We start from the raw sequence: 3,535 nt of genomic DNA, 5'->3' as shown, positions 1-3,535 counted from the left end.
GCCACCCTGTACGTCGAGGGTGACAACGAGGCGGCGCTGCGCACCTACCGCCGGGAGGGGTTCCACTGCGTCGCCATCGACGTCCAGTACCGATGAGACACCTCGCCGGACCGGTAGGAACCGGTGGCTACGGCACCCGCACCCCGCGTCCAGATGCCACGATGAACCCCATGAGCGACTCTGAGAGCCCGGCGCCCCGCACCGGCAACGTCGACGTCGACCCCGGCAACGGCGTCGTCGACCCCCTCGAGCTCGACGACGCCCTCGAGCTCGACGCCACCGACGACGCCCTCGAGCTCGACGCCGAGGACGAGCTCGCCGCCCAGGCCCGTGCCCTGGCCCGGACGCTGGGCGGGGTGTCGACGTCGTCCGCGCAACTCACCGAGCAGGTCGAGGCGGCGCGGGCCGAGGCCCACGAGGACAACCTCCCGCCCGAGGCCGTGGACCTGCCCGAGGGGCGTTTCGCCGACCGCGAGCTGAGCTGGCTCGCGTTCAACGAGCGGGTGCTCGAGCAGGCGGAGGACCAGCGCCTGCCGATCCTCGAACGGGCCTGGTTCCTGGCGATCTTCGCCTCCAACCTCGACGAGCACTACATGGTGCGGGTCGCCGGCCTCAAGCGCCGCATCGCCGCGGGCATGGCCGTGCCGGCCGCGTCCGGCCTCACCCCGCGCCACGTGCTGGAGTCCATCAGCGTGCGCGCCAACGAGCTCGCGATCCGGCACGCGCGGGTCTTCTCCGAGGACGTGCAGCCCAAGCTCGCCGAGGCCGGGATCGACATCCTGCACTACGACCAGCTCGACGACAGCGAGAAGGACCGGCTCTACAAGTTCTTCCGCAAACAGATCTTCCCGGTCCTGACCCCGCTCGCCGTGGACCCGGCGCACCCGTTCCCGTACATCTCCGGGTTGTCCCTCAACCACGCCGTCCTCGTGCGCAACCCCACGAGCGGCAAGGAGCACTTCGCCCGCGTCAAGGTGCCGCCGCTGCTGCCCAGGTTCATCGCCGTGGACTCCGAGGGCAAGCTCTACCGCCCCGAGGAGCTGCGCGGCGACGCCAGCGGCCGCACCTACTTCGTCCCGCTCGAGGAGGTCATCGCCCACCACCTCGACGCCCTGTTCCCGGGTATGGAGATCGTCGAGCACCACACGTTCCGCGTGACCCGCAACGAGGACGTCGAGGTCGAGGAGGACGACGCCGAGAACCTCCTCAAGGCCCTCGAGAAGGAGCTCATGCGGCGCCGTTTCGGCCCGGCCGTGCGCCTCGAGGTCGCCGAGGGCATCAGTCCACGCGTCCTCGACCTCCTCCAGCGGGAGCTCGACGTCCGTGACGAGGAGGTCTTCACCCTCCCCGCACCGCTGGACCTCACCGGACTGAACGTGATCCACGACCTGGACCGACCGGAGCTGAAGTTCCCCGGGTTCGTGCCCGTCACGCCGCAGGGCCTCGCCGAGGTCGAGTCCGCGAGCCCCACCGACTTCTTCACGGCCATCCGCCAGCGCGACATCCTGGTGCACCACCCGTACGACTCCTTCTCGACGTCGGTCCAGCAGTTCCTCGCCCAGGCCGCCGCCGACCCTCGCGTGCTCGCGATCAAGCAGACGCTGTACCGCACCTCCGGGGACTCCCCGATCATCGACGCCCTGATCGACGCCGCCGAGGCGGGCAAACAGGTCCTCGCGATCGTGGAGATCAAGGCCCGCTTCGACGAGCAGGCCAACATCAGCTGGGCCCGCAAGCTCGAGCAGGCCGGCGTGCACGTCGTCTACGGGATCGTCGGCCTCAAGACGCATGCCAAGCTCTCGCTGGTGGTCCGTCAGGAGGCCGACGGGCTGCTTCGCTACTGCCACGTCGGCACCGGCAACTACAACCCGAAGACCGCCCGCGGCTACGAGGACCTCGGCCTGCTCACCTGTGACCGCGACGTCGGCCAGGACCTCACGCGGTTGTTCAACCAGCTCTCCGGCTACGCCCCCCGGACGCGGTTCCACCGGCTGCTCGTCGCCCCGCGCTCCGTCCGTTCCGGCCTCGTCGAGCGTATCGAGCGCGAGGTGGAGAACCACCGTGCGGGTCAGGTCGCCTGGGTGAAGTTCAAGGTGAACTCCATCGTGGACGAGGCGACCATCGACGCCCTGTACCGCGCCAGTCAGGCCGGCGTGCCGGTGGACATCGTGGTGCGCGGCATCTGTGCGCTGCGCGCCGGGGTGCCGGGGCTGAGCGAGAACATCCGGGTCCGGTCCATCCTCGGTCGCTTCCTCGAGCACGCCCGGATCTTCGCCTTCGCCAATGGCGGGGAACCGGAGGCGTGGATCGGCTCCGCCGACCTCATGCACCGCAACCTCGACCGCCGGGTCGAGGCCCTCATCCGCATCGCGGTCCCGACCCAGATCGACTTCCTCGTCACGCTGCTCGACGTCTCCGTCGCCGACACCACCTCGTCCTGGCACCTCGGGCCCGACGGGTGGCGCCGGCACCACCTGGACGAGCAGGGCAAGCCGCTCGACGACCTGCAGGAGCTCCTCATGGCCCGCGCCCGCCGACGGGTGGTCGCCAGCAGGTGAGCGAGGACTCATCCCAGAGCGTCCGCCCCCGTGGCAGCGTCACGGCCGCGGGGGCGCTCGTGTGGCGGGTCAATGCGCGCAAGGTGGAGGTCCTGCTCGTCCACCGGCCCCGCTACGACGACTGGAGCTGGCCCAAGGGCAAGATCGACCCGGGCGAGGCCCTGCCCGGGTGCGCTGTCCGGGAGGTCGAGGAGGAGACCGGGCTCGCCGTCGTCCTCGGGCAGCCGCTCCCGACCGTGCGGTACCCGGACCGGGACGGTCGGTCGAAGGTCGTCCGCTACTGGGCCGCCCAGGTGATGGCCGAGGATGCCCCGGCCCGGCTCGCGCGGCGCCCGGTGGTGGGGGCGCCGGAGGAGACCGACGACACCCGCTGGCTCGAGGTCGGGAAGGCGCGCAAGCTGCTCACCTACCCGCACGACCGTGCCCCGCTCGACGTGCTCGTCGACCAGTGGGAGGACGAGCGGCTGCGGACGTGGACGATGGTGGTCGTGCGCCACGCGCGCGCGCGGAAACGATCCGCCTGGAAGGGCGACGAGCCCACCAGGCCCCTCACCCCCGCCGGGGACGAGCAGGCGGCGAACCTCGTCCCGATCCTCGCCGCCTACGGCGTCGAGGGCGTCATCACCTCACCCTGGGAGCGATGCGCGGCCACCGTCCGCCCCTACCTCGAGGCCACGGGCCTCGGCGCGGAGCTGCGTGGGGAGCTGACCGAGGCGGCACACCTGAAACGGAAGAAGCCCGTGCGGGACCTGGTCCGGCGGGAGCTGACCCTGCGCGACGCCCCCTTGGTCCTGTGCACCCACCGGCCGGTGCTCCCCACGGTGATCGAGGAGATCGCCGACCACACCCCGCACCGCATCATGCGGGAGGTCCCCGAGTCCGACCCGTGGCTCAAGACGGCGGAGATCCTCGTCATCCACCTCTCCCAGCGGCCACGGCGCCGCGCCGTCGTGGTCGCGCTGGAGAAGCACCGCGCT

The 3,535-nt window shown here is 71.2% G+C and carries 2 protein-coding genes; both read left to right on the top strand.

Annotation, left to right across the window (positions count from 1 at the left end):
* The first annotated feature begins 170 nt into the window (after positions 1–170).
* Entirely contained in the window at positions 171–2,558 is a 2,388-nt protein-coding gene (locus ACYC1Z_RS14720; protein WP_461410264.1) for an RNA degradosome polyphosphate kinase, read from the top strand.
* A partial coding sequence (locus tag ACYC1Z_RS14715; protein ID WP_461410263.1) for an NUDIX hydrolase occupies positions 2,555–3,535 on the top strand: 981 nt, incomplete at its 3' end. The genes ACYC1Z_RS14720 and ACYC1Z_RS14715, both read left to right, overlap by 4 nt.

Source organism: Georgenia sp. (assembly GCF_054605595.1).
This window is presented reverse-complemented; position numbering and strand designations above follow the sequence as displayed.

What these genes read in the sequence shown, in the direction of transcription:
- ACYC1Z_RS14720 (WP_461410264.1), top strand. Translation starts at nt 171, where the DNA reads ATGAGCGACTCTGAGAGCCCGGCGCCCCGCACCGGCAACGTCGACGTC.